Here is a 24,076-nt window from a genome sequence, read left to right on the forward strand (position 1 = left end):
TGAGATAAGATTTTTAACATAATGGGGTTTCAGACATGCTTCCTTCCCGAAAAAAAAGGGCTTCCAGCTCGAAAAAAATCAGGAAACTGGTACATAAAAAACCGGGATAATTGAGATAAGATTTTTAACATAATGGGGTTTCAGACATGCTTCCTTCCCGAAAAAAAAGGGCTTCCAGCTCGAAAAAAATCAGGAAACTGGTACATAAAAAAGATTATTGGACGTACAGGATTCTTGCTCTTTTACTGCTGATACTTTACATAATTTCTTTCGAATACCTGATGCTCCTGGAACACAAGCCTGAACATGCAAACCCCATCACGGCCATCTACTGGGCCACCTCCACCATTGCGACCGTGGGCTACGGGGACGTGGTTTTCAACTCTCTGAGAGGCCAGTTCTTTTCGATTATCGTGCAGGTCGTGGGCATCATCCTTATCTCGGGTTTTCTTGTTACATACATCATAATGCCCCGGCTTGACCAGGCTCTCCTTTTCAGGCTTCCCCGAAAGGTCCCTTCGGGCATGAAAGATCACATCATCATCTGCGGGTACAACCAGCTTGTGGAAACCCTTATCGATGAACTGACCGAACAGGAAATCCTCTTCGTAATAGTCGATGATGACTCCGAGCTTATCAAGGAGCTTAAATACAAGGGTATTCCATGTGTTTTCGGGGTCCCGAGTGACAGGCAGACTCTGGTCAACTCTAACATCGAAAAAGCTAGGGTGCTTGTTGCAAACGAGTCCGATGAAAGAAACGCAAATATAGCGTTGACAGCCAACGAGTTTGACAATATAAAGATAATTGCGATTGTCGAGGACCGGGGCAATTCCAAATACCTCAAATACGCAGGTGCGGACACCGTTGTTTCTCCCAAGTCCATGTTCGGGCAGCATATAGGAAAGAAAGCGGTGGACAGGCTTGTCAGCCGGGTAACCGGGGCCACGGAGGTTTTTGAAGGGATCCATATCACGGAGTTTCCCATCTACCTGAAAAGCCCCCTCATCGGAAAGACCCTGAAGGATGTCTCCGGCCAGAGCTTAACGGAGGCCCGTATCGTGGGGATCTGGAAAAGCGGGGCCCTTTCCTTTGACCCGAAAGAAGATGACGTTATCAAGGATAACTCGGTCCTGCTTGCGGTGGGGTCTCCGGAACAGCTTTCAAAGCTGAAGAAACTGACGCATTGAAAACAGGGTAATGGATCCAGAGAGCTTTGGAGTAACATCACCGTGACCAAAAACAAGAACTTAAAAAAGTTTATCAACGATTCCGGAGGAGTATCCGAAGTTTTTGGAAATATTCTCCTTACGGCAATTGTGGTACTGCTTCTTTCAGCGCTTTCCGTTGCCGTGTACGGCCAGCTGGGAATAAATGACTTCCCGCATGTAGAGATTCATGAAATGGTGAATACAACCACCAACAGGATAAAGGTCGAACATGCAGGGGGAGAGTCCATAAAACTCAATTCTATAAAAATAACCCTCTACCACAACGGAAACAAATACGATTTTTTGCCCTCAGATACTGACGTCACATGTGATTCTGAAAACGGGGTATGGAAATTTGGAGATACCATAATTATCGATACGGACCAGGTGCGGAGCATCAACATGGAAAAAAATGACACTGTTGACCTGTATTTTATTCACACGGAATCGAAACAGGTACTCCTCAAAGTAAGGCTTTCAGACGCCTGGAACAATTAAAAAACTTATTTTTTCAGAATAGGCTTCTATTTCTATAAAACGTGCAAGGATTATTATGAAGGCTAAGGCAACAATTCCCGGCACCGTAAAGTTGAATACATCGTTTATTAATTCTGAAAGTGCGACTGCAATTGCCCTTGCCGGAATTATATTATTTGCACTTGCATTTACGGTCTACGCCGTAATTCAGGTAGAATACGTGCCAGAATGGAAAACCGATGCCGAGTACGCCCATATGAACGAGGTATGGGGGGACATGGGAGAGGTTAAATCAAACGTAGACTCTCTGATAATACTCATGGGTTCTGATAACTCTACGGCTGAAGCCGGGATTTCGATAAGCGTACCGTTAATTATGGGAGGTGGAGAACTTCCTGTAGTAGGCTCCCTGAAGTCCAGTGGAACCCTTGCCGTCAATGAAATTCCGCATACGGTTGAAATAAAAATCATGATTGATGACCCTAATGACACTATTTCTCCTTATAATCCTACTTATGAATGCGGGACTGTTACATTCCATTCAAACAACCGCTACTACGTGGACCAGCTATTCTGGTACGAAAATGGGGCCCTGATTTTCGAACAGGATGACCATTTCCTCATGAAATACCAGCCTTCCTTCATAAACTTTAATCGGAATGCAGAAAACGAATCCGACATTTACATAAATCCTGTAGAGATTCTGGGAAGCCCTAATTCAATTTCCGGAAACATCTGGGGCAGCCTCAAGTTATCTGCAAATGGCTATGAACCGGAATTAAATTTGCCCACCCATGAAAATTTCTCAATCAACATATCCACAAAATATCCCCTGGCCTGGGTAAATTACTTAGACCTGACGGCCAGAAATGCAGGTCTTTCCCTCAACGAGAACTATACCCTTAGCTCTACCGAAGAATCGGTAAACTTCACCTATCTGGCAGGAAACCGCACACTGAACATACATCTCCGCAACGCCACAATCAAAGCCGAAATCGTGGTCGGAGGCGAAGGAAATACCGCCTGGGAATACGATGAAGAATTCCTGGTGTATCCCGTAGCCGACTTCACCTTCAATGTAAGCGAAGGATATGCACCCCTTACCGTCAATTTTACAGATTATTCTCAAAATGCAATCAATTTGAGCTGGAACTTCGGCGACGGAAACACGTCCACTGAAGAAAACCCGCTACACACTTTCGTTAACCTGGGGACTTACACTGTTAGCCTGACCGCCAGCAATGAAAACGGGACAGACACCGAAACCGCAACAATAACAGTCCTGGAAATTCCGGTAACTTACCCGTTAGCGAACTTCACAGCCAACGTAACAAACGGCCCGGTTCCTCTGACCGTGCAGTTTAATGATACGTCCATCGGGAACCCAACTTTCTGGCTTTGGGACTTCGGGGACTTAGGGGACGGAAACACCTCCAACATATCCAACCCGATTCACACCTACAATACAGCAGGAAATTACACCGTCAATTTAACGGTGGAGAACATTAATGGCACCGATTCCGAAGTCAAGTCGAACTATATTTATGCAGGCGTTCTGCTGATAGGGGACTGGTACACCTACAACAACGTTTCCGTGAATTTGAACTCGACGATTGATGTGGAAGCTCTTCAGGACTGTAATACAAGCAGCATTAATGAGTCGTACTTTGAACCCGGAGGAGAAGGGGTAGAAGAGCTTGAAGGCTACGTGCCGGTGGATGCCGCTATGGAGGACACATACAGACAGGAAAATACCACAATAACATTTGATTTTGTAAACTTCAGCAAACTTGACAACAATGTGTCTAATGTATCGATTCTGATAGTTTATCTTTATGACATAGATCAGGATTCAGGTGCGATGCCACCAATATTATTAACACTTTATAATTCAGTGTTTGATTTATCACTAGTAGTGTCACCAAAGATTGATGATAATGTATGGTACGTATTCAAAACTACAGTCCAGGTGCCCGAAGATGCACCTGAAAACCTGACCTCCAATCTAATACTTGATATTAATGGGGCAAAGGAAGGCACACTCCTAATTGATTACATGGGAGTATATCTGATTGGAGAGGGATGAAAATGCCTGAAAAATACACAACCCTTTACTCCGCAAAAAAGATCCTTTCCGATGGCAGGGCCGAAAATACGGAAATCTTACTTGCAAAGGAATGCCCCGTGGAGATATATCTAAATGGCAGGCATTTTACAACCCTTCTCGCTTCCCCTGTCCATTTCAGAGAACTCGCCGCAGGCCATATGGTTTCGGAAGGGGTCCTCACCTTCAAGGATATAGCCGAAATAACGGTTGAGGGGAAGTGGGTTGAAATAAAGACATTTGAGCCCAAACCCCGGCGGTCTGGAAGCTGGAAAACCCCGGTTGTGAATTCGGACGCGGTTTTCGGGATGGAAACAGTCTTTGCAGGGAGAGACTATCTTACATCCGAAACCTACAAAGTCACCAGGGGGACGCACCTCGCAGCCCTGGTTGACCGGAACGGAAAACTCATTTTTCAGGCCGTGGATGTTGGCAGGCACAATGCCGTGGATAAGGTGATCGGAAAAGCTCTCTTAAACGATCTCCCCCTTTCGGAATTATACCTTCTTTCAACAGGCCGGCAGCCGGAGTACATGGTGCTGAAAGCCGCACGTGCAGGCATCCCCCTCGTGGTCACAAAAGCTATGCCCTTTGATTCAGGGGTTGAGGCTGCTAAAAAAGCAAATGTGGGGCTCGTAGGCCAGCTCAAGGAAGAGTCCATGCTGGTCTTTGCGCATGAGTGGCGGGTTAAAGTCAGGTCCGATTAAAGTCAGGTCCGCCTTTCCGACAGTTGAGGGGCAGTTTTTTCTTCCCCTCAAGAATGGTGAAAATATAACTTCAGGTTTTATTTCTGGAGTTGCTTCATACTCATAAATGTTGTGTTTTTGTGAGTGGGGGTGTTTGGTGTGGTGCATTCAAACCACGGAACACACGGAATACACGGAAAAATGAATGCAGGAAGACGGCAATTACGGTTTTTCCGGCATTTTTTAGTTATTTTAAAGAATCCAGGGTCGTTTTTGAATCCTATTGCATAAAGATCCAACTTACTCACCGGCCAAAGGCCGGTTTCCGTGTCTTCTGTGGTTAATAAATGGTAAACAAAAATACTTGATATTATATTTGATCCATTCCTCAGCAATCACTTCTGCCCGGCCGAAATGAATATATCTCGAAACATTCACAAATCCGGGCCAGGCGACTCAAAAGGCCTTTCGCCATTCCCGGCCAAATATATTTTTTCTGTTTTTATCGGTTTCCGGGCTTTCAACGCCACGGGCCGTTTTTGATCTGTATGTTTATTCACTCTGGATCAAACGCCAGAGCAACCTTAAATGGTGTCCATGCGTCATTCTTTTTTCCGTGTGTTCCGTGTGTTCCGTGGTTTGAATCCGTTTTGCATCATACTCAAAAAAGATCACTCTTCAGTTGTTGAGGACCTGTTTTTCCTTGACTCCGCAATTTACCCAGCCCTGTTAATGCAAAAAATTCAGCTCATACCCGGCCCAGGCGACTCAAAAGGCTTTTCGCCAAAACTGGCCAAATATATTTTTTCGATTTTTCGAGGTTGCCGGCCCCTCGTCCCAGTCGCCGTTTTTAAAAAATTTCGAATTTTACAGAAACCCGGACTTGAATACTGAAATTTTCATTTCCTCTCAAAAAACGGTGGTAGAAAAGTATGCATTCGTTTTGCCGTCCTGATGGGCGTTGAGGGCCTGGTCCCTTCCTGGTCCCCCGGCCCAAAAACCCGGCCAGACGATTGAAGTATCCATTTATGACAGGCAGGTTTTGGCTATCTTTTTCGCTCATCTTCTTTTCCATTTTTTCGGGAAGGCCGGTCAGCAAGCTGACCGGTGAGAGTGCCAATACCTGACTTCGGCTTCTGAAACGTAGCGGGGGTGGGATCTCAAAAAAGTGGCGGAGACTTTCAGGGTATTTGGAAAACTCTTTAAACTTCGGAAGCAAAACTTCTCCTTCACTATCCAGTTTGTTGCTCAATCCTGTTTCTTCACCCCATAACTCTATCATAACTCGCCAACAGTACAGCACCGAAAAAGAAGGACAGAATTTCCATGACAAATCCCGGTCAAGCTTCCCCCACACCCGAATACACGCCTCACGAACTGAGATGCGTGCTCTTTGCAGCAACAATGGCGTCCTTCCTGTCTCCTTACATAGCTTCCTCCATCAACATCGCCCTGCCCCTGATCGGGAAGGAGTTCGGGGTGGATGCGGTGCTGCTCGGGTGGATTCCCACAACGTACCTTTTGACCTCGGCGGTGCTGCTGATCCCCTTCGGGAGGCTGGCCGACCTTTACGGGATGAAGAAGATATTCACTTCCGGGATAATTGTTTATTCTCTTGCGGTTTTACTCTGCGGTTTTTCGGTATCTATCCCTATGCTCATCGGCTGCGAGATGCTGGCCGGGATAGGAGGGGCAATGATCTATTCCACGTCCATTGCTCTCCTGACCGCGGTCTTTCCGGGGAACGAAAGGGGCAGGGTACTCGGGATCACTGTTTCGGCCGTGTACATCGGGCTTTCGGCAGGGCCTTTCCTGGGGGGGCTGCTTGCGGAGGCTTTCGGCTGGAGGAGCATCTTTCTGTCCATCGTGCCCGTGGGCCTTGCTGCGTTTCTTCTCTCTTTCCGGGTGAAGGTTGCAAATGACGGCAAAAAAGAAAAATTCGATTTCGTGGGCACTGTAATTTACGGTTTCATGCTCTTTTCCCTGATCTACGGGCTCTCCCGGGTCCCTGAGAGGGCCGGGTTTACGTTCCTTGCAGGAAGCTTTGCGGGGCTGCTGGTCTTTATCTCCTGGGAACTGAAAAACGCAAGTCCGGTCCTGAACCTGCGGCTCTTCCGGGACAACCCGACCTTTGCCCTCTCGAACCTCGCGGCCCTCATAAACTACAGCGCAACGGCAGCAGTCGCCTTTCTGCTGAGCCTCTACCTCCAGTTGAACAGGGGGCTTTCTCCCCTTTCCGCAGGCTCCGTGCTTGTGGCCCAGCCGGTGGTCATGGCGCTCTTCTCGCCTTTTGCGGGCCGGCTTTCCGATAAGGTGGAGCCCAGAATCGTGGCCTCGGTCGGGATGGGGCTTGCGGCTCTCTGCCTCTTTATTTTCAGTTTCTTAACCGAAGAAACCCCGCTTCGAACCATCACCGCCACCCTCATGGTGCTCGGCCTTGGCTTTGCCCTCTTCTCCTCCCCAAACACAAACGCCATCATGAGTTCCGTGGACAGGCGCTACTACGGGATTGCCTCCGGGACCATGGGGACCATGCGGCTGATCGGGCAGATGCTGAGCATGGGGCTTTCCATGATGATTTTCTCAATCTTTATAGGCAGGGTGGAGCTAACGGCCGAAAATCACGCGGAACTCCTCACAAGCGTCCACACGGCCTTTACACTCTTTGCGGTGCTCTGTTTTATCGGGATCTTTGCCTCACTCGGGAGGGGCAGGGTGAGGCGTTAGGCCTGTCTGTCTCCGGGATATTTTTGGCCTTCTGGTCTACTACGGTTGCTCTGGCGTTTTTTAATCAGTTTCTCCGAATAAGGTTTATAGTCCTCTTGAGCTCGCTAAGCGAGTGAAAAGGACCCCGTGCTGTTGCGATTTCATCGCAACTCCCAGGAAATCTTCGATTTCCTGTGATCCCGAAGCGGAACTCGGGAAGTGCAACTCGGGCGTTAAAGTTATACGGGTATAGTTCAATTCATCCAATTCTAATGCTTAACTTTTATTACTCATTTTTTATTATGTGTTAATTTATTTTCACTATCTCTGAAGGAATTATTTATGAGCGAGCTTGGAAAAACAGTAACTCTGGGCCGGGGGGTTGTCCTGGCCGTCTTGATGGTCATAGGGTCGGGGCTACTTGGTCTTCCGGGCCTTATAGCGGATGTAGGGAATGTGCAGGAAGTGGTATTTGGCTGGCTCCTTATCATTTTTGCGACAATGCCCCTTATACAGATCTGTGCCAGGCTCGGGGTTAAATTTCCCTGCTCAGGCGGGCTTTCCCATTACGTAAGGGAAGCCGTCGGAGAATGGGGTGGATACGCGGTAACCACCCTTGTCTGTGGCTCCTTTATCCTGGGAATCCCGGCGGTTGCCCTTATAGGCGGCGAGTACATGCAGCATCTCTTTGACCTGCCGGCCTGGGGAGCTTATCTGCTACCAATTCTGCTCATAACGGTCATGACCACCATCACGGTTGCCGGGGTCCGGGTAATTTCCCTTCTCAACTATGCGGCCGTGGCCATCCTTTTGTTTTTGATTGCGGCTCTCACTTTCTTTAACTTTGATTTCTTTGCTACCGGCCTCAGTTTTTCAGTGCAGGCCCTGCACGGGGCTGTCTCCGGAACCGGAGGAGGGGAGGGGCTTAACCTCCACAACGTCTGGAAGATTTCCGCCATGCTCTTCTGGGCTTTCCTGGGTTGGGAAAATATGTCCTTCGGGCTTGGGGAACTTCAGGACCCTGAGAGAAACGTGCCCAGGGTTTTCTGGCTGAGCTTTGGCCTGACGATCTTCATTTACCTGATGCTGGCCCTTACAAGCATAGGGGCCGACGCAAGCGGGGTTCCGCTCGGAGGGGCCTCGGGGCTTGTGGAACTTGTCCGTTTTACTCCCATCGGCAATCTGTTGATCTGGCTTATGGCAGTCGTAATCGTTGCAAACGTGACGGCCTGGAACTTCGCCTCCAGCCGAATGCTCTATACCGCAGGCAAAACCGGGGTCCTGCCGGCATACCTTGGAACCCTCTCGAAAAAAGGGCAACCCCTGGCGAGCCTTTTGAGCATGTACGTGGTTTTTGTGCTGGTGATTTTGGGGACGTATGTGTTCAAAGTTCCGCTCTCGGCCCTCCTGATGCTCGTGAATCAGAACTTCCTTTTCCTCTACGGTTTTATCCTGCTTTCGTACTGGAAAACCGAAGTTGGGTGGAGACGCTGGGTCTATTCCGGTTTGTCGCTGGTTTCGCTTTCTTTCCTGATCTCGGGCTTTTCCTGGACAGTTATTTATTCGTTTGCCCTGATGGGGTTCGGGTATCTGGTCTACCTTAAAAAGAGAGAAAGGGTTGTGGTAGGCTCTGTATCAGAGATTTCAGGTTCTGACTGAACATTACCTGCCTTTTTATTTCCTTTCCTCCCCATTTCTCCTTTCCAAAAAGTCCCTTTCCTTTTCTCCCCCCACCGGCCTTTTTATTTTATTTTCCTCCCCATTTCTCCTTTCCCAAAAGTCCCTTTCCTTTTCTCCCCCCACCGGCCTTTTTATTTTATTTTCCTCCCCATTTCTCCTTTCCCAAAAGTCCCTTTCCTCTTCTCCCCCCATACCCCCCTCATCACCTATCTTCAAAAATGAGATTATTCTTTCCTTGTCTCCCTTCCAAAAAGTCCCTTTCCTCTTCTCCCCCCATACCCCCCTCATCACCTATCTTCAAAAATGAGATTATTCTTTCCTTGTCTCCCTTCCAAAAAGTCCCTTTCCTCTTCTCCCCCCATACCCCCCTCATCACCTATCTTCAAAAATGAGATTATTCTTTCCTTGTCTCCCTTCCAAAAAGTCCCTTTCCTCTTCTCCCCCCATACCCCCCTCATCACCTATCTTCAAAAATGAGATTATTCTTTCCTTGTCTCCCTTCCAAAAAGTCCCTTTCCTTTTCTCCCCCCACCGGCCTTTTTATTTTATTTTCCTCCCCATTTCTCCTTTCCCAAAAGTCCCTTTCCTCTTCTCCCCCCATACCCCCCTCATCACCTATCTTCAAAAATGAGATTATTCTTTCCTTGTCTCCCTTCCAAAAAGTCCCTTTCCTCTTCTCCCCCCATACCCCCCTCATCACCTATCTTCAAAAATGAGATTATTCTTTCCTTGTCTCCCTTCCAAAAAGTCCCTTTCCTCTTCTCCCCCCATACCCCCCTCATCACCTATCTTCAAAAATGAGATTATTCTTTCCTTGTCTCCCTTCCAAAAAGTCCCTTTCCTCTTCTCCCCCCATACCCCCCTCATCACCTATCTTCAAAAATGAGATTATTCTTTCCTTGTCTCCCTTCCAAAAAGTCCCTTTCCTCTTCTCCCCCCATACCCCCCTCATCACCTATCTTCAAAAATGAGATTATTCTTTCCTTGTCTCCCTTCCAAAAAGTCCCTTTCCTCTTCTCCCCCCATACCCCCCTCATCACCTATCTTCAAAAATGAGATTATTCTTTCCTTGTCTCCCTTCCAAAAAGTCCCTTTCCTCTTCTCCCCCCATACCCCCCTCATCACCTATCTTCAAAAATGAGATCATCATTCATGAGATTCCCCTTGCACGAAGTGCGGTGTTTTTTTTACAAGCATTCTTTTCCCCGCCCACGTAATAACCTGAAGAAACGAAACCTATGAAACCCGAGGGTTTATAATATGGAGATCGAACACAAATTTATGCCCGGTTTTGAAATATAATTTTTCGTAAAAAAAGGAGCCGGGAATGAAAAATAATCTGTTTACAATTCCTGCGGCGGTTGAGAGTGAAGTTATGCTCATAAACCGTGGGTTGGTTTACGGGCCGTAGGCCCAGTCGGCACAAATGATAATCATAGAAAAAGAATCGAGAAATAAATTATTCTCCGGATTCCTGCCCTGTTTATTCAGGCTTCTCCGGCCTGAACTCAAGCCGGGTCTTGAAGAGCAGGGCCCAGAGGTCTCCTTTCTTATACATCCTTTCCACATCGATTTCCGCTCCGGCGCCTTTTATATCAAACTCAACAACCCCTTCCCCAAACCTTACGCTCCCAAGCCTGCTTTCCATCCGGCTGTAATCAAGAGCATCAGCCAGTCGCAGAAGGGCCGCGATTTTCAGGGTCAGTTCCTGAAGGTCTTCAGGCATCCCGGCAAAAGCCATTTCCTGGAGTTTCTCCAGCTTCTTTTCCCCGGCTTTCTTTTTATGCAAAAACGTCGTCCAGGCCACGACCGGCCAGTGGTATTCGGGAAGCTCGGAAGGAGGGTGCAAAAACAGGATATCCCTTCCTGCTCGGTGGTGCTTTTCCAGATCCGTTGAAACCCCAACATCATGGACAAGGGCTGCCATTTCCATAAGTTTCCGGTATTTTATATCCAGGCCGTGGACAGGGGTCAGCAGGTCGAAAAGCTCAAGCGCATTCCGGGCCACGTTATCAGCATGGCTTCGCTCGATTCCGTATTTGTGACAAAGGGCCTCAAGAGAAAGAGGCTCGGGAACAATATTTTTTTCGGGTACAGCTTTTTCAAAGCTGGTATTCGGACTCATCTTGGTATTCCTTCTTTTAAATGTTAAGGGGGCTTCTCGCATAAAAAATAGATCGTGTTATCAAGGTGCGTTTATTGCCAGTTTCAGAATTCGGATTAGTCCTTATTCAAGAAGTCCTAGACAGCCTTTGAATATTCATATATCCGTCTTTTCTTTTTTGTCAAAGGGATCTGCCAGGAGATCTCTTATTTTCGAAAGATACTTTGACGACGGCCGTTTGGATTTTTTTAAAAAAGTTATCTACACTTCCACTAAAAATATTGTGCAAGTTTTCAAACATGTGGACTGATATTTTTTTCAAAGATCAATCTCAAAACCTCTGTAAGCAACAAAGAGTGCAGGAAACTCGTTGAATAACAGATTCAAATAAATTAAAGTCTTCCGTGGTTTCAAATAAAAGTGTCCGTTTTGTATAATTTCAAAAAAATTATCCCGTATCTTTTCTGGAGGAGTGTCTCAAAAAGGATAATTCCTGCTATGCCAGACCTATTATCAATATGATTTGTGAACATTGTGACATAAAATCACATATTTTATTGCCTGGTGTGTTAAAAATGGCCTGAAATTGAGGTTTTGGACTCCTCATGCCCGTTTTGTAGAATTTTCTGAAAAAACCCCCGGGGCTTTTGCAGGCAGCCTGCCAGATCCGGCCAGAGTATTGACTTTCCTGGACACTCCATGCTTCTTCTCTGGCCGTTTCTTTTTTGGTTTTTCTGGGCCATAGCCTCCACCTCTGGGAATCTCAATTATAAAAATCGAGAAACAATTTTAGATATACTCATACAGGATTATAAATCCGAATTGTATTGGATTATTCCTTACATTTTGATGCAAAAATTCCGAATTTTGCTGATGACAGTTCTCTGTTTAATTCTTGCTATGTTTTTGTTTGTGGAGGTGTTTTGTGTGTGCATTCAAACCACGGAACACACGGAAAAAAAAGGCCAAAATACACCAATTACGGTTGTGCTGGCGTTTTTCAGTCCGCTTGAGCGGAGCGAAACGGACCCCGTGCTGTTGCACTTGCAGTGCAACTCCCAGTAAATCTTCGATTTACTGTGATCCCGAAGCGGAACTCGGGTAGTGGAACTCGGGTAGTGGAACTCGGGTAGTGGAACTCGGGTAGTGGAACTCGGGTAGTGGAACTCGGGTAGTGGAACTCGGGTAGTGGAACTCGGGTAGTGGAACTCGGGTGATTTATATACCATATCCAAAGTCTTACTGAACAATGATTAAACTTACTTTTAGGCAGGGAACCCTCCTGATTTCGGGGAATTGCCGGGCGGGTCCCCACGCCGTCTGGGACGAGCGGAGCAAAGCTTTCCGGGCTCCGGGAATGTACTACCGGGAGATCATAACCTACCTCGAGAACTCTGGAATTGAGTTTGAAGACTCCGTCCTCGACCTTCTCCCCTGCCCGGACCTGAAAGCCGCCTACCTGGCCTCAGGGGACAAAAAAACCCTGAGAAACTACCAGGAAGAAGCCCTCGCAGCCTGGGAAGCAAACGAAAAATGGGGAGCCCTCGTCCTGCCCACAGGAAGTGGCAAAACCGTCGTTGGAATCAAAGCCATTGCCGACTGCAACACCCCGGCCCTCGTTATCGTCCCGACTCTTGATCTGCTCGAACAGTGGAAAACCCAACTCTCAAAAGCCTTCGGGATGGAGATCGGAAAACTCGGGGGCGGGGAGAAAAAACTTTTACCAATTACCGTTTCCACCTATGACTCGGCCTACATCCACGCCGAAATCCTCGGAAACCACTTCGGCCTCATCATTTTTGACGAGGTCCACCACCTGCCAGCTTCCGGATACAGGACCATTGCCGAGTTTTCCGCAGCCCCCAGAAGGATGGGCCTGACTGCCACCTATGAAAGGGAAGACGGTCTGCACGAGGAACTTTCCCGCCTGCTCGGGGGAAAGGTCTATGAAAAAACAGCCCCCGAACTTGCGGGCGAACATCTGGCCCCTTACAGGATAGAAAGAATCCCGGTTGCTCTTACCGAAAAAGAGCGGGAACTTTACGAAGAACAGTACTCGGTCTTCACCGCCTACCTCAAAAAAACCCGCATGAGGATGCAGAGCCCACAGGACTTCCAAAAACTCGTCATGAAAAGCGGCCGGGACCCCGCCGCCCGGCAGGCTCTTCTCTCAAGAAACAAAGCAAGGGATCTTGCCTTCAACAGCGAGGCTAAAATTGATAAACTGGCCGAACTCCTGCAAAGGCACAGTAGGGACCGGGTCTTTATTTTTACGGAACACAACCGCCTCGTCCACCGCATCTCTCAAAGATTCCTCATTCCGGCCGTCACCTACCGGACCCCCTCAAAAGAGAGAAACTCCATCCTCGAACGTTTCAAAAACGGGACCTACCGGGCGGTCGTAACCTCGAAGGTGCTCGACGAAGGAATCGACGTCCCCGAAGCCGGGGTGGGGATAATCGTAAGCGGGACCGGGAGTAAACGGGCCTACGTCCAGCGCCTGGGCCGTATCCTCCGGAAAAAGGAGGGAAAGGAAGCCGTGCTCTATGAACTGATCGCAGCCGAAACCTCGGAGACCGGGACCGCCCGACGGCGGAAAGAGGGCCTTTCTAAGGGAAAAGGCTCAGCTGGAAGGGATGAAAGGAAAGAACAGGAAAAACCGGAAGGAGGCAAATAAAATGCTCAGTTCTGACCTTCTGATAACCAGGATCTCAAAGGGAACAATCAGGCCGGCCTATGCAAAGTTCGACCCCGAAACCCTTGACCTGGCCAAACTTTTGATTGATACTTTCAAGCTGCATGTCGGAAAACCCTATGGGGAACTTCTGGCCGAACTGGAAGGCTTTGAGGAAATGAACTTCCGCTTCATCCGGGGGCTTTCCCAGCTCCTTATCCGGCGGTCGGTTGTCGAGACCGTTTCAGTCGTGGACCCTTCTTCCGCAAGGGAAGCGGTTTTTGAGGCCTGTGGGGGAATGGCTCCGACACCTGAAGAGAGGAAAGCGGCCCTGGAAACGGCCTCGGAAAAGTTTTCGGTATCCGTCCCCGAACTTGAAGAGGCCCTTTGGGCCGACCTTGAGGAAAACCAGGTCCTGAAAGAGTTTCGACCACAGGCCCCGGCCGAGCTCCTGCGTCAGTACAATATTTCCCAGACCCAGACCCTGCTCTTCAGGGCTGTGGATATGGACCTCTGGATCCGGGGAAATTATCAGCAATTGCTCTGGGCAGTCGTCCGGGCGGGGCTCATGTATTCCCTTGGAGAAGCTGGGGAAACTAATAGGAAAATAGAGGAAGAAGTCCGGCTGCACCTCGACGGGCCTGCCTCTCTTTTCCGGATGTCGGAACGTTACGGAAATGCTTTTGCGAGGGTCTTTCCAGTCCTCCTGAAGTGCGAGAGCTGGGGCCTGAGGGCCGGGATTCTGCATAAAGGATATCAGGGAAAGCGGATTCTCGAATTTACTCTTGATGATTCGGAGGAAGCCTTTGGGCTCGGGCTCGGACCCGGACCCTTACACAAACCCGGCCTGGTAGAGGAAGGAAAGGAAAGTTACGGCCCGGAGGAATCTGCGGAAACCGAAACCAAAACCCAAACCAGAAAGGAAGCTTATGACAGTGTCGTGGAAAAGGAGTTTGCATCCCTCGGTTTCGGGCGCTGGAAAGCCCGGAGGGAACCCACGGTTTTGAAAGCCGGGCCTTATGCTTTTGTGCCGGATTTTTCTCTTGAGAGGGACGGGGTTTTAGTTTTCGTGGAAATCGTGGGCTTCTGGACTCCGGAATATCTGGAGAAGAAGATCCGGAAATTAAAAGAAGTTAAGGAAACCGTGCTCCTGCTGGTCGGTAAAAAATTGAGGTGCTCCGAGAAGGACTTCCCCGGCCGGAATGTGATCTTTTACGATAAGAAAATCCCTGCCAGGGAAATTATGCAGGCTCTTCGGGAATATGAGGAAAAGAAGTTTGCTGAAGATTTGGAGAAATTGCGGGGGATGGAAATCGAGCTTTCCGGGGAGCTTATCGGGCTTGAAGGGCTTGCAGAAGAAAAAGGGGTATGGACCGAGGCCCTCAAGGCCTTGCTTTCGGAAAAACTGGCCGGGTCGGAAGACTATGTGCTGCTTGAAGATTTTGTGCTTCAGCGGGGCCTGCTTGAGAAACTTGACCGGCGGCTTGAAAAACTGAATAGCTATGCTGGAGCGGTCGGGTTGTTTGAGGAATTCGGGCTGGATCCGGGGCTTTATTATCCCGTGCTTGAATGCCTGGGGTATAAGGTCGTCTGGTGCGGGCTTAGTGAGGAGGACGCGCGGATTAAGAAAGGAAATTAATCATGAGAATATGTGGAATTTTTTTAAATATTAATCCAATACCGGCGCTCTCAACGGCCGACGAAGGAGGCCGGGCGGGACAAAATGATAATGAAGACAAAACGCACGCTAAAGACTGCGGGGTCTAAAGTCTGAGAGTGTCTTTTTCAAAAACCTGCCCGTATTTCTGTTTTCAAATTATTTTCCATTTCAGTCACGAAAAGCCCGGTATGCGGTCGTTGAGTAAGCCGGACCTTTATAGATTCAAATTTCCAAAATCTGCCCTGTTTTTTGTATTAATCCCTCATTCACAAGGGTCCAATGACATTATTTTCGGTAATCCCTTCTCTTCAAACACACGACGGTTAACACTCCAACAACTGCAAAAATAGCTTCAAATCCTGGAGCCTGCTCTTCATCCGGGGCCTGTTCTTCATCTGTTGTGTTGTTGATTATCTCATCAATGATTGTTTGTTCCTGAGTTTCGTTAACGATTGGCTGTTCTATACTTTGATTCTCCGACGGCTCAGTTACGTTGACGGTTGTTTCAGGTGGTAATTCTGATATGGTTTGTGGATAATCATTAAGATCTCCAGGAAAAGTCAGGGCATTGATTTCCTCATAATTGGAAAATCCATCCTTATCCGAATCAAGAGTTTCAATCGATGCAAAACTCTTTCTACTTTTTGAATATGCCTCCCCATAAGGATTCACGGACCCCCCGTTTGGGCCTTTATGACAGGTAACACACGAATCAAGCTTTGTGTCTCCGGTATCGTAGTGCTGATTGAAAGCTCTTAAATAGCTGGATTCCGCTGACACCATGGGTGTCCCTATCGAAATGATCACAACTAAAAACAATACAAGAATTATTTTATAGTCCATAGATTTAGCACCGTTTCCCCAATTATTAATTGACGGATCGTGTTCATGAGTCGTTTCTGAAAACAGAAAAAACGGACTCTGAAGGAATTTCCCCTTTACTCCACAAACTCCACGCTGGATTTTACGGGCCTGAAAAACTTCATGAACTCATGCACATCTTCCGGAAAGTCAGTGTTCACGTTGAGTCCGAGGGCCTTTGCATCCTTTGCGGAAAGCGGGGTTATGTGGATCATTTCCCCGCTGACCAGTTTTTCGACAATTTCATCCTTTTTCCCGACCTCAAATTTCCCTTCCAGGAGTTCGAGGGCCACGTCCCGGGTAAGTTCAAGGGATTTTCTGGAGATGTCGCTCATCAGAAGGGTGAAGTCTCCGGCTCTTTCTTTTTTCATGTTCTCTATACGGATCCAGGAGGCGGCCGGGTAGGTCCCCCGGATGAAGTCTCCGACCTGAGGATCGATGGGGCCGATGACGGCGTTTTTGTCCATGACAATTTCGTCGGCGGCAAGGGCGATCATGCTGCCTCCGGACATGGAGTAGTGGGGAATTATTACCCTGGTCTTTTCCGGGTGATTTTTGAGGGCCCGGGCGATCTGGATGCTGGCGTGGAGCTGGCCGCCGGGGGTGTGGAGGATGAGCTCAAGGGGGCGGTCCCGGAATTTCCGGATGCCTCGCAGGACCTGCTCGGCGTCTTCCTCGTCGATGAACTGGTAGGCCGGAAGCCCGAACATGGAAATGGCTTCCCGCCGGTGAATCATTGTAAGCACTTTGCAGCCCCGTTTTTTCTCCATTTTTTTCAGGCGGGCCTGGCGCATCATGCGGATTTTTTTGAGTTGCGACTGCGGATAAAGGACGGCGTAGATAAAGAAAAACACGAGTAGAAGAGTAAGAACATCCCAGAAACCGATGCTTATATTGTTGATAATGGCCACAAAAATTCCCCGCCTATTTGATAAATCCCCATATTATTATTGCTTGTTTTATATTAAATATTGAGCACCCCGGATTCCGTTTCAGTTGTTGAATGGGTCGTGGAGCATATCCCGGAGGTCAGATTTAATCTGATGTTTCAATACAGGCCCTGCTACCGGGCCCTGGAGTATCCGGAAATCGGGCGGGGTTTGACTCTGGAGGAACAGATGAGGGCAATTGAGATTGTGAGAGGGGCCGGGATTGAGGATTTGCTGATCTGAGAATTAATGTTGTTTTGAGTATTAGATGCAAAAAATGCAAATGAACCGGATTACTGCTGATAAGGTAAAGCGAAGAATTTTTTTTGAAATAATATTTAGCCTGCGATATATAAAAATACGTTCATATAATTTGATTGCTAATAATTACTTATGGGGAGGGTAAGCGGAGCCTGTAAATTTTTGGGGATGATCTTTATTCTCAGCCTGCTAATTCAGGGGAGTTATGCAGCAGAAGAAAGCAATCAAGCAAATACGAATTCGAATTACACCATAAACGATACAGTAAACGGAACAATAATTGGAACCATAAACGGCACGATAAATGATCCCATTAATGGAACAGCGATCGGCACCATAAATGGAACAGTAAATGGAACAATAAGCAGTACGATAAGCAAAATAGATCCGTTTCAATGGGTTTTGATACTACCAATATTAGTAGGTTATCTCCTTTTTTTGTGCTGGTTGTGTAGGTTTTTTGATAAAATGAACTTCTGCTTAGTGTTTTTTGTGCTTATAGCACTGACTCTTGCGATCTTTTCATTCGACCCTAGCTCGTGGGTAATCCGCCATGCCCCCCTTGGCCTTATGTCTCTTTTCATTATTTTAGCCATAGCAGTCATTTTGTATGAGACAAATGAGACAATCTTCAAAATAAAGTGGTTTCAGGACAAGCTTCAGGGCAACCTGATAATGAGTCTGCACGATATAGTAAGAAATTTCATTGTGATTTCTGCAGTTTTGATATGGCCTCTGATTCTCCTTTATTTATATAAGCACAATATCGAAAGTGTTACATTTTATGGGATAGAGGGAGTGGAGTTTCCAGTTATAATAGCTGCATCGTCTATTGGAGTTCTTTCTTACCTCCTGTTAAGTATTGAAGAAATATTTGGCCAGCTTATTCCTGAATATAAAAAGATGAGCATTGCCTGGTCATATATCAGGAGAATTCTTATTGCGCCCTTTATCGCGTTAATAGTTGTTTATATTCTTCCATTCAGCAAACCAGATGGCACTACTCTGACAGATGAAATTTCCGTCTTCTTTTTTTCCTTTATTGCAGGTTTCTTTACGAAAGCAGTAGAAGAATGGGTTTACGTGGGGGTTCAAAAAATTCTACCTGATGCATTCGAGGAGGAGTTCAAATCCAGGACTGAAAAATATGATGTTGAAAAATCAGATTTTATCATAAAACTTAGATTACCTAAAGATCTGGCATATATGCTGTACAATGCAAAGATAAGGACAATAGAAGAACTGGCAGGATACAATGCTGAGGAAATAATAAAGAAAGTAGACCTTGATACTCGAAACCTGGGAGAAATAATGGAATGTCCGGTCAAAAAAAGGAAACAACCGCTTGGAAACTATGAGCAGAAGCAACTAGAACCGTATACGAAAAGGGCAAAGTATTATACGGAGATGGACGAAAAAAATGATTTAGTCAAATACCTCAAAATGGACCGAGATTTAGCGTTCAAACTTTACCTCCGTGCCGATATAAAAGATTTTTATGATCTGAAAAAATGTGATCCAAAATATGTTCATAAAAATATTTGTGACTATAAAACGGAGTCTCAAGAGGCTCATGACAGATTGTGTGAATGTTCAGAAGAAATAATTCAAAACTTCAAAGAAAAAGCAAAGGTAGAACTGGAACAAGATATAAACCCAGTTGCTGTTTTTTTGGCCTGTCCTATATCAGGAAAACATCCGTTGGAATTTAAGTTTACTGATAAGAGCACTGGTAATCCTACAGCATGGGACTGGGATTTCGGAGACAATACATCACATTCGACAGAAAAGAATCCTGAACACACTTACAGTCTAAAAGATACATACACTATCGTATTAGAAGTGAAGAATCCAAAAGGTAGCAGTACACTCAAAAAGGATATTGAAGTGAAATAATACGTCAATAACCCCTCCCTGCCTCCTCACGGAGTCATGTTAAACCGTAGGTTTAACAGGAGTTTCTAATCTTCGATTAGAAACATCGAGGAAGGGGCTTGCTTGTAAAAATAGTTACCCTGGAATGCCGTCTCAGTTCCAGGCTCTAAGGGTGTAAGTTAAACAGTTCTGAGAGGTAGGAACAGTGCTTGCATCATACAAAACCTTTCAATATCAGATCGAGAGGAAGACGAAAAATGTTTGTATATGTACTGAACAAGAACGGAAAGCCGCTCATGCCAACAAATCCCGCAAAAGCCAGGATTTTGTTAAAAACTAACAGGGCAAAAGTGATGAAAACCACTCCGTTCACAATCAAATTGCTTTACGATAGTAAAGAATATATGGACCTTTAAAATTATTAGACAATACGAGGCAAATATGAGCCTTATTTCTCAAAAGAAGTATTTAATAGGCAATCCAATCCAAAAATACATTCTAATTTTGTCTAAAATTAAATTTTAAGCCTTAAAAAACCGTAAAATTTATGGAGGAGGACTACTAATCCTCCTATGGTGAATGTTTGTGAAACCTCCGCTTATCCCAATAAACGAAGATTACAAATGGAGATTGCTTTCAGAGATATTAAGTGTTTTCGATTTACGATCCACTAAGCAGATTCTTGCAAAATATGAGATATTGCCTCTTGAGAAGTCAATTCCTGCCCTAAAAATCGTTATGGTAAGCATGTATTTTTGCTTTGAGATTTCTTATGTGGTCAGTGAATTGAAGGATAAGAAAAAATTACGAAAATTTTTAGGTATCAAGTCAGTACCTTCTGAAAATGAAGTATACAGTATTATGAGTGGCTTTGATCCGGAGCAGTTTATCAACTTCGTTATTGGATTACTTAACAATATTTGTAACTATTCAGCCATACTTTGAACAAAGGCAATTTTTCCTCGTTTCGAGGAAAAATTGCATATAAAATAACTCTATCTCTTCAGTATCATGCTTACACGTGAAGAGATTCTTGAAATCTATGAAGAAGGCCCTGAAGCAGTCGTTGCTGTAATTCAGAGACTTGAGACTATCATAGAGAAACAGGCTTCTCAAATTGCTGAACTTGAGGAACGTGTAAGGGTTTTAGAGGCTCGTCTAAATCAAAACAGCCAAAACAGCAGTAAACCTCCTTCTACTGACGTTTTTGTGAATGAAAAACCTAAACCTAAGAGTAGCCGCACAAGAAGTGGGAAAAAACCTGGTGGTCAAAAAGGTCATTCTGGAAGTACTTTCGAAATGGTTGGGGATCCTGACCATATAATATTTCATTCCCCTCACTGCTGTGAAAATTGTGGTCATGATCTTGAAGATACTGAAGTTCGGGACTGTGAACGCAGGCAAGAAGCTGATATTCCTCCTGTGAACATCATATTTACCGAACATCGTGCTGAGTCCAAGAAATGCCCTCACTGTGGGAAAATAAACAAAGGTACTTTTCCAGACTCTATAAAATTCCCTATTCAATATGGACCTCGCCTTTTATCCTCTCTTGTATATTTAAGGAACTTTCAATTGATTCCTTATAAACGGATTTGTGATTTGTCAGAGGACTTTTATGGAATACGTATCAGCCCTGCTACCATAAAAAGAGCTGAAAAGGAATTATTCCAGAAATTGGAACCTTTCGAAAAAGCTGTTTTCGAACATCTACGGGTAGCCTATTCTGTACATTGTGATGAAACAGGAATGAGGGTTTTAGGGACAAAATGGTGGCTCCATGTTGTTTCAAACAGTCTGTGGACATACTATTTTGTACATCCAAAAAGAGGATCAGAGGCAATGAATGCTTTGGGTTTTCTTCCAGAATACAAGGGGGTAGTAGTTCATGATGGTTGGGCATCATACAACAAATATGGATGTGAACATGCTCTCTGCAATGCTCATCTTAAGAGGGACCTCACTGGAGTTGAAGAGAATTTTGAGCAGCAATGGGCTAAAAAAGTAAATGAACTTCTGAGTGAAGTAAAAAAATATACCGACGAATGCAGAGAAATGGAAATTCCAATAGATCCAATAAAAGTCAGGGCATTCGAGGAAATATACGATAAAATAATTAAAGAGGGAATTGAAGAAAATCCACCTCCTGACCTCTCAAAACAGGTTAAAAAAAGAGGAAGACCAGCACAAACAAAAGCAAAGAATCTCCTTGATAGGTTCATAAAATACAAGGATAGGATTCTGAAATTCCTCAATGACCTGAGAGTTCCATTTGATAATAATCAAGCAGAGCGAGACATCAGAATGATGAAGCTACAACAGAAGATTTCGGGAACTTTCCGAAGCATCGAAGGAGCGGTAGCTTTCTGCAGAATTCGGGGATACATATCCCCTATTAGAAAGAATAGCTTGAATGTCATGGATGCTATTCGAGCGGCGCTCAATGGAGCGCCGCTATTATCCGATAGTTGCAACATTAGCTGAAACTATGCTTTTTTTATCAGTAGGCTGAATAGTTACCAATATTTGTTCTCGTCGCAAAAGAGGTTTAAGCCATATCATAATCGATAGCACAGACATCAATCTTGATCTTAACTGGTTTAAGAGAAAAATTAGCAAAAAAATGCTAGAAGATCGAGATTTTAAATGGGGCCACTCTAAACACAGAGGTTATTTCATAGGGATGAAGCTGAGTCTTGCCCTGGAATATCCCACCTTAAAACCGTTAGCATTCATCGTTAATGAAGCAAATGTTAGTGAATACAAGGTTTATCCCCAGATTTTAGAAGAGCTAAAGAGAAGAAAGAAAATAAGAGCGGGAGACACCCTTTATTTCGATAAAGGTTATTATTCATATGAAAATTATGTAATAGGAATAGCAAAATACAAAATAGTTCCGATGATTTTTCCAAGGATAAATTGCAATTATAATAAACTTTTCGACATGCTAAGCTATCCCCTGAATATATTTGATTCAAAAAGAAATACGGAAGAAGAAAAGAAAATATATAAAAGACTTGTAGCAAAATTTAAAGCTTTGATGGAAAATTGGGGAGGACTTAAGCCTATTAGATCTCTCATTGAGGACGTATTTAAATTAGCCAAAAAAACGTGCAATATGGAGAATTTGCACCGATATACGATGCGTTCTGTAAAAAAGTACTGTTCTTTAGCTGTATTTTTGACAGGGGCAATTACTGCGTTCTTTATTAGTGATAAGAAGGGATTACAACGCTTGGCTGAGAGTTAAGAGAAAAAAGCACCATAAAAGAATATACTCAACCAATTATTGCAGGAATGAACACGGGATCAAAACATGTCGGTTGTGCTGCAGTTTCCAATAATCAGGTAGTGTACCAGTCTGAAATCGAAATCAGAGATGACATCTCTAAAAAGATGAAAACTCGATCCAGTTATAGACGTACACGAAGAAGTAGAAAAACAAGATATCGACCAGCAAGATTCAACAACCGTCATAACTCCAAAAAATCTGGTAGAATAGCTCCGTCAATCCGCAGCAAGATTGAATCTCATCTGAGAGAGAAAGATTTTGTTGAGTCCATCCTACCGATAACAAAATGGATAGTCGAGCTTGCGTCATTTGATATTCACAAAATAACAAATCCTAATGTCTCGGGAACTGGATCTCAAAACGGTCCTATGAAAAACCTGTATAACGCAAAAGCATACGTCCTGAGTAGAGACGGATATACGTGTCAGCATTGTAAAGGCAAATCAAAAGACCGTAAACTGGATTGTCATCATATTCTATTCAAATCAAATCATGGTACAGATACTCCCGATAATCTTATCACATTGTGTCGTACCTGTCATGATGAATTACATGCAGGCAAATTTGAAATTACAGGATCTCCCTCCAAAACAAAACATGCAACTGAAATTGGGATTATTAAATCTCAACTTAAAAAGTCATCCTGGGAATTCGACGAAACGTTTGGTTACGAGTCGAAATTCAAACGAGAACAAATACTAAAACTGCCGAAAACTCACTATAATGATGCAGTTGCGATATGCTGCACCGACAATCAACATGTTCAACTGGATGATACAGTATATTTCAAAAGACATGTTAGTGCGGGAGATTACCAGCAAACCAAAGGCAAACGATCCGAAAAATCAATACCAACTGGTAAAATATTCGGAATTAGAAAATTCGACAAGATAAGAACTAAAAAAGGAGAAGGATTTGTAAAGGGTCGGATGTCCAAAGGATACGGAGTATTGTGTGACATCAACTGGAACACGACAATTACAAGTGTCACCATCAAAAAGAACTGTGTCCGACTAACTGCAAGATCGACAACACTTATTCAAATAATTAAAATTTAAACCAATTTGTCGCATTCATCTCCCACCTGCCCGCCTACGGCGGTCGTGTTAAACCGCAGGTTTAACAGGAGTTTCTAATCTTCGATTAGAAACATCGAGGAAGGAGTCTTCTGCGACACGAGATAAATTCAACACTTCACCATTTATCACTTCCCCATAAATAAGGCTTTATGATACCATTATTTCCCAGGCTCTTCGCTATTTCGAGTGTGTAATTTGTAACAACATTCTAAATTTGGAAACAACATATATAATATTTAAAAACACTTGTTGTGTAAAATCAAATACAAGATCGATGTTTGTCTCTTTGAAAACGACAACATCTCATCTACACAACTATTTTCAACCCATAGAAAACATCGAAGAGCCATTTCCCATTTTAATCCAAGCATCCCTTATCTTTTTTAGATTGGATTTTCTAATTTTCTGGCACCCCTTTTGTTTTTCGCTATTCAGAACCCCGGATTCTCACCGGGTGCCTTCGGCACCTGGCCTTTC

Annotated in this window: 21 protein-coding genes and 3 pseudogenes; 15 read left to right on the plus strand and 9 right to left on the minus strand. The window is 45.1% G+C overall.

Features of this window, described 5'->3' with window-relative positions:
• Positions 1–146 precede the first annotated feature (146 nt).
• Genes ACZ5QV_RS14575 through fdhD form a run of 4 tightly spaced genes read left to right on the plus strand, consistent with a single transcriptional unit; the run spans position 147 to position 4,499 of the window.
• The gene (locus ACZ5QV_RS14575; RefSeq protein WP_464600491.1) at positions 147–1,190 is read left to right on the plus strand and encodes a potassium channel family protein; all 1,044 of its coding nucleotides are present in this window, start codon (positions 147–149) and stop codon (positions 1,188–1,190) included.
• 42 nt (positions 1,191–1,232) lie between these two features.
• Positions 1,233–1,709, plus strand: a complete 477-nt coding sequence (locus tag ACZ5QV_RS14580) for a type IV pilin N-terminal domain-containing protein (RefSeq protein ID WP_464600492.1) — start codon at positions 1,233–1,235, stop codon at positions 1,707–1,709.
• 55 nt (positions 1,710–1,764) lie between these two features.
• Positions 1,765–3,774, plus strand: coding sequence for a PKD domain-containing protein (locus ACZ5QV_RS14585; protein WP_464600493.1), 2,010 nt, complete (start codon positions 1,765–1,767; stop codon positions 3,772–3,774).
• A 2-nt stretch (positions 3,775–3,776) separates the two neighbouring features.
• Positions 3,777–4,499 carry a formate dehydrogenase accessory sulfurtransferase FdhD gene (gene fdhD / locus ACZ5QV_RS14590; protein WP_464600494.1) on the plus strand — a complete coding sequence of 241 codons (723 nt, stop codon included), beginning with the start codon at positions 3,777–3,779 and terminating at the stop codon, positions 4,497–4,499.
• Positions 4,500–5,328: 829 nt separating this feature from the next.
• Here the strand turns inward: fdhD and ACZ5QV_RS14595 are convergent.
• Positions 5,329–5,811: a hypothetical protein gene (locus ACZ5QV_RS14595; RefSeq protein ID WP_464600495.1), complete on the minus strand. Its 483-nt coding sequence runs from the start codon at positions 5,809–5,811 to the stop codon at positions 5,329–5,331.
• On the opposite strand from ACZ5QV_RS14595, the gene ACZ5QV_RS14600 reads away from it, so the two are divergent.
• Both ACZ5QV_RS14600 and ACZ5QV_RS14605 read left to right on the plus strand, forming a co-directional pair.
• On the plus strand, positions 5,805–7,205 hold the full coding sequence (locus tag ACZ5QV_RS14600) for an MFS transporter (protein ID WP_464600496.1): 1,401 nt from the start codon (positions 5,805–5,807) through the stop codon (positions 7,203–7,205). The two genes, ACZ5QV_RS14595 and ACZ5QV_RS14600, sit on opposite strands and share 7 nt — an antisense overlap.
• 321 nt (positions 7,206–7,526) lie before the next feature.
• Positions 7,527–8,843: an APC family permease gene (locus tag ACZ5QV_RS14605; protein WP_464600497.1), complete on the plus strand. Its 1,317-nt coding sequence runs from the start codon at positions 7,527–7,529 to the stop codon at positions 8,841–8,843.
• Between the two features lie 15 nt (positions 8,844–8,858).
• Here ACZ5QV_RS14605 and ACZ5QV_RS14610 read toward each other — a convergent pair whose 3' ends face one another.
• The 6 genes from ACZ5QV_RS14610 to ACZ5QV_RS14635 form a co-directional block, all read right to left on the minus strand.
• Positions 8,859–9,056, minus strand: a complete 198-nt coding sequence (locus tag ACZ5QV_RS14610; protein ID WP_464600498.1) for a hypothetical protein — start codon at positions 9,054–9,056, stop codon at positions 8,859–8,861.
• Between the two features lie 10 nt (positions 9,057–9,066).
• A complete protein-coding gene (locus tag ACZ5QV_RS14615; protein WP_464600499.1) occupies positions 9,067–9,237 on the minus strand; it encodes a hypothetical protein in 171 nt (56 codons plus the stop codon).
• A gap of 84 nt (positions 9,238–9,321) precedes the next feature.
• Entirely contained in the window at positions 9,322–9,564 is a 243-nt protein-coding gene (locus ACZ5QV_RS14620; RefSeq protein WP_464600500.1) for a hypothetical protein, read from the minus strand.
• A complete protein-coding gene (locus ACZ5QV_RS14625) occupies positions 9,561–9,731 on the minus strand; it encodes a hypothetical protein (RefSeq protein ID WP_464600499.1) in 171 nt (56 codons plus the stop codon). The genes ACZ5QV_RS14620 and ACZ5QV_RS14625 overlap by 4 nt, the downstream gene beginning before the upstream one ends.
• Complete coding sequence (locus ACZ5QV_RS14630; protein ID WP_464600499.1) at positions 9,731–9,901, minus strand: hypothetical protein; 171 nt, start codon at positions 9,899–9,901, stop codon at positions 9,731–9,733. The genes ACZ5QV_RS14625 and ACZ5QV_RS14630 overlap by 1 nt, the downstream gene beginning before the upstream one ends.
• 446 nt (positions 9,902–10,347) lie before the next feature.
• Complete coding sequence (locus ACZ5QV_RS14635; RefSeq protein WP_464600501.1) at positions 10,348–10,989, minus strand: HD domain-containing protein; 642 nt, start codon at positions 10,987–10,989, stop codon at positions 10,348–10,350.
• Between the two features lie 1,228 nt (positions 10,990–12,217).
• On the opposite strand from ACZ5QV_RS14635, the gene ACZ5QV_RS14640 reads away from it, so the two are divergent.
• On the plus strand, positions 12,218–13,645 hold the full coding sequence (locus ACZ5QV_RS14640) for a DEAD/DEAH box helicase (RefSeq protein WP_464600502.1): 1,428 nt from the start codon (positions 12,218–12,220) through the stop codon (positions 13,643–13,645).
• 1 nt (position 13,646) lies between these two features.
• Positions 13,647–15,281: a DUF790 family protein gene (locus ACZ5QV_RS14645; RefSeq protein ID WP_464600503.1), complete on the plus strand. Its 1,635-nt coding sequence runs from the start codon at positions 13,647–13,649 to the stop codon at positions 15,279–15,281.
• 306 nt (positions 15,282–15,587) lie between these two features.
• On the opposite strand, the gene ACZ5QV_RS14650 is transcribed toward ACZ5QV_RS14645, so the two are convergent.
• Together ACZ5QV_RS14650 and ACZ5QV_RS14655 are read right to left on the minus strand one after the other, a co-directional pair.
• Positions 15,588–16,145, minus strand: a complete 558-nt coding sequence (locus ACZ5QV_RS14650) for a PGF-CTERM sorting domain-containing protein (RefSeq protein ID WP_464600504.1) — start codon at positions 16,143–16,145, stop codon at positions 15,588–15,590.
• A gap of 95 nt (positions 16,146–16,240) precedes the next feature.
• Complete coding sequence (locus ACZ5QV_RS14655) at positions 16,241–17,074, minus strand: SDH family Clp fold serine proteinase (protein WP_464600505.1); 834 nt, start codon at positions 17,072–17,074, stop codon at positions 16,241–16,243.
• 132 nt (positions 17,075–17,206) lie between these two features.
• On the opposite strand from ACZ5QV_RS14655, the gene ACZ5QV_RS14660 reads away from it, so the two are divergent.
• The 7 genes and pseudogenes from ACZ5QV_RS14660 to iscB all read left to right on the plus strand — a co-directional run.
• Entirely contained in the window at positions 17,207–17,335 is a 129-nt protein-coding gene (locus tag ACZ5QV_RS14660) for a hypothetical protein (protein WP_464600506.1), read from the plus strand.
• A gap of 150 nt (positions 17,336–17,485) precedes the next feature.
• A complete protein-coding gene (locus ACZ5QV_RS14665) occupies positions 17,486–19,249 on the plus strand; it encodes a PKD domain-containing protein (protein WP_464600507.1) in 1,764 nt (587 codons plus the stop codon).
• A gap of 236 nt (positions 19,250–19,485) precedes the next feature.
• Entirely contained in the window at positions 19,486–19,644 is a 159-nt protein-coding gene (locus ACZ5QV_RS14670; RefSeq protein WP_464600508.1) for an RRXRR domain-containing protein, read from the plus strand.
• 169 nt (positions 19,645–19,813) lie between these two features.
• Positions 19,814–20,155 (plus strand): annotated as a pseudogene (locus ACZ5QV_RS14675) (IS5/IS1182 family transposase); the annotation flags it as partial.
• 84 nt (positions 20,156–20,239) lie between these two features.
• Entirely contained in the window at positions 20,240–21,712 is a 1,473-nt protein-coding gene (gene tnpC / locus ACZ5QV_RS14680; protein WP_464600509.1) for an IS66 family transposase, read from the plus strand.
• Positions 21,713–21,740: 28 nt separating this feature from the next.
• Positions 21,741–22,478: pseudogene (locus ACZ5QV_RS14685) on the plus strand (transposase); the annotation flags it as partial.
• 11 nt (positions 22,479–22,489) lie between these two features.
• Positions 22,490–23,578: pseudogene (gene iscB, locus ACZ5QV_RS14690) on the plus strand (RNA-guided endonuclease IscB); the annotation flags it as partial.
• Positions 23,579–24,076: the final 498 nt, after the last annotated feature.

It is taken from the genome of Methanosarcina baltica, assembly GCF_055394095.1.